At 68.0% G+C, this 3447-nt stretch carries 1 protein-coding gene; it reads right to left on the bottom strand.

Annotated features, from left to right (window positions below; all coding sequences use genetic code 11):
* Window positions 1-3447 (bottom strand): aggregation-promoting factor C-terminal-like domain-containing protein (locus ABD250_RS16695; RefSeq protein ID WP_344393402.1); only part of this gene is annotated, 3447 nt, incomplete at both ends.

Genomic DNA, 3447 nt, shown 5'->3' with positions numbered 1-3447 from the left:
GATGTAGCGGATGCCGTACTCGATCTGCTTGGCGGGGTCGGAGGTCTTGGGCCCGTACGGGGCCCACGTGGAGTCGAGGAACTGTGCGATGCCGTACGCAGTCGAGGTCGGGTTCTGGGCGTTGTTGTTCCAGCCCGACTCCCGCGTCCACAACTCCTTGAGCGCGGCCCACTCGCCGCCCGTCCAGCCGACCATCTCGGCCGCGGCCTGCCCGATCGTCAGGTTGTCCCCGGCGATCCCAGACAGGTCCAGCGACGAGCCGCCACCGAACACGCCGGCCAGCGACCCCAGGTGCTCTTTCGCACCGTCTACGAGTTTGCCGATCAGCGCGCCCGGCATCTCGCCCCACAGCCCGCCACCGAAGTCGGGCATCGCCTCGAGGATCGGGTCGATGATCGTCGAGAACGCCCGCGACACCATCGCCCGCACCATCGACAGACCGCCGCCGCCGGCACCGTTCCCGCCAGGCCCGTCGTGCGAGATCACCTCGCCTGTGTACGGGTCGGCGATCTCGGCCATCGCCCAGTGGACGTGGTCGGAGTGCCCACCGATCGCGCCAGTCGGGGCGCCGTTCTTAAGGTTCGGCCCCGGATCCCAGAACAACTCGATCGTGTTCGGGTACTCCCGAGCGATCCACGCCGCGAGAGCTCCCGATGGACCGAAGTCGACCGCCCGCTGCGCCATGTGGTTGTCGTAGCCCGACCCCACGTCCTCGTAGCGGGTGCCCGAGGTGATGACCTGATTCGGGAACGCCGCCCCGACCGCGCGCGCCATTGCGAACTGGATAGGGCTGGTCAGCTTCTCCCAGCCCGGCAGGGTGCCGCCGTCGGCGAACCCACCGAGATTGCCGCTACGCGCGGCCCGGTTCTGCCGGGCAACCTCGGCCGGTCCGCCGATCGCCCTAGTCCACTCCGGCACCATGATCGACTCGCCGCCCGACAGGTCAATGGTCATACCCGTCGACGGTTCGACGAACTGGTACACGTCGTGTCCCGGTGTGTAGCCGGGCAGGACACCGCCGGCTGCGTATGCGCCGAGAGTCTCGGGCATCGGCATCTTCCCGAGTTCCTCTAGACCGAGCCAGCCGGCGACCTTGTTCCACACCTCACGGATGCCGTTGTTGTAGACGTCCTCGATGACGAACTTCACCGGCTTGGCGGTGATGCCCTTGATGCGGTCCCACATCTGGCCGATGAAGTCGACCGCCTTCTGGAACGCGGTCTCCACGAATCCGAGTCCGGTCTTGAGGCCATCGAACACGGGGTGCACGACGTTGTCAGCGACCCAGGCGATACCGGCGCCGAGGGCGTCCCAGGTGGGCTTGATGACGCTGTTCCACACCCAGGAGAAGAAGTCACCGACCGCGCCGAGGGCCCACTTGAGCGCGTCCCAGTTGGGGCGGATGACGTTCTCCCACACCCACGCGATCCCCGCACCGAGCGCGTCCCAGGTCGGCTTGATGACTGAGGTCCACACCCAGCCGAAGAACGCGCCGACCGCGCCGAGCGCGGCCTTCAGTGCGTCCCAGGCGGGCCGGATAATCGCGTTCCAGACCCACGCGATCCCGGCGCCCAAGGCGTCCCACGCGGGCTTGATCAGGGAGGTCCACACCCAGCCGAAGAAGGCGCCCAGAGCGGAGAAGGCGGCCTTCATCGCATCCCACACGGGCTTGATGACGTTCTGCCACGCCCAGGCCGCCGCGTTCTTGATCGAGTCCCACAGGCCGATCCAGAAGCCGCGGAAGGCCTCGGACTTGTTCCACAGGATGACGAACGCGGCGACCAGTCCGGCGATGGCCAGAACTACCCACGTCCACGGGTTCGCGAGCATCGCGGAGTTGAGTAGCCACTGCGCAATCGTCAGGTTCCGGACCCATGTCAGGAGCGAACCGGCAGTGAGGATGCCGGAGGCGATCGCTACCCCGCCGAGCGCGATGGCGGTCACTCCGAGGACGATGCCCAGGTTCTTCAGCAGGTCGATGTTCTCTGACACCCAGCCGATGAAGCCGCCCGCACTGTCGATGGCGAACTGCTGCGCCGACCGCTTGAACTCTTCGAGTCGCGTCGCCGCGTTGTCGTTGAGGGTGTTGCCCATCTCCTCGGCCGCGCCGCCAACGTCCCCGAGTGCTTGGACCGCTGTAGACGGGTCCAGATCGAACAGGGCCCCGCCCAGGTCCTCAGCCTGGGTGCCGAACAGTCCGACCGCGGCGGCGTTGCGCTCGACTGGGTCTTCCATGGCCCGCAGGCCGTCGAGGACCTGATCGAGGCCCTCGCGGGCCCCCTCGCCGCCGGCGGCGATCTTCGCGGTCATCTCCTCGGCGTTGAGACCGATGGTCCCGTACGCCTCCGCCGAGGCCTTCGATCCGTCGATCGCGCGGATCTGGAACTCCTTGAGGGCATCCGCGACGAGGTCGGCGCTACGAGCACCGCCGGCCATGCCCTGCGCGATGAGGCCCGTCGCGGTCTGCCCGTCGATCCCGAGCGCCTGGAACAGCGCCGGGTACTCCGTCATGGTGTCGAGGAGGTCGCCCGCCTTATCGGCCCCCTGCTGGAAGCCGCGTGTGAGGATGTCCATGGCCGCGTCGGCATCGGGCGCGAGCCCGGTCTTGAGCATGGTGCCGATCGCGCCCGTGGCGCCCGCGAGATCCTGATCGAACGCCGTGGTCAGGTCCAGCACCTTGGCGGTGATCGACTCGATCTGAGCGTTCGTCGCGTCCTCGTCGACCAACCCCTGTTGCCACACGCCGCGCAGTGCGTCGTTGACGTCCTCGAATGAATCGCCGTACGCCTGCGCGTACAGGCTGCCCGCCATGTCGCCGAACTCTGCGGCCATCTCAGGGGTCGCCCCGAGCTGCGCTGCGAGCTTGTCGCCCAGGCGGTCCTGGTCGAGGCCTTCCATCATCGCGTCGGCGGAGGCGACGATGCCGCCGAGACCGGCAGCGAGGCCGCCGAGCTTGCCGACGAGCCCGTCGATACCGCCGCCGAAGCTCGCCATCGAGCCTTCGCCCATTTCGAGGGCGTCCGCGTTCTCACGGGCCGCCTGGGCCGAGTCGTCAGTCGCCCGGGCCAGCTTGTCCCGCTTCGACGTCAGGGACTTATCCGCGTTCTCAGCCGCGGTCGTCGCCTCGGACACGCGTCGCTGGGCAGTCGCCAGCTGTTCCTGGGCACGGGCGATCTTCAGCGTGTCGCCAGAATCGCGGGCCCGGGCAAGCTGCTCCTCGGCGATGCGCACCTTGCCTGCTGCGTCCGCAACCTTGTTGTGGGCCTTCTCCGCGACCTCAGAGGCCTTGTCGACCGCGGCCTTCGATCGCTCGACACCGGAAGCGATCTCCTTGCCGACGCGCTCGCCGACCTTGGTGCCCGCGCCCTTGGTGCCCTTGTCGAGCTCCTTCGCGAAGTCCGACAGGGAGGGCAGCGTCGGAACCCATACGACGTCACTGTCCACAGC

This window comes from Dietzia cercidiphylli (genome assembly GCF_039531545.1).
In the GTDB taxonomy this organism is placed as follows: domain Bacteria; phylum Actinomycetota; class Actinomycetes; order Mycobacteriales; family Mycobacteriaceae; genus Dietzia; species Dietzia natronolimnaea.
Note: the sequence above shows the minus strand (reverse complement) of the source record. Positions and strands in the feature narration are given on the sequence as shown.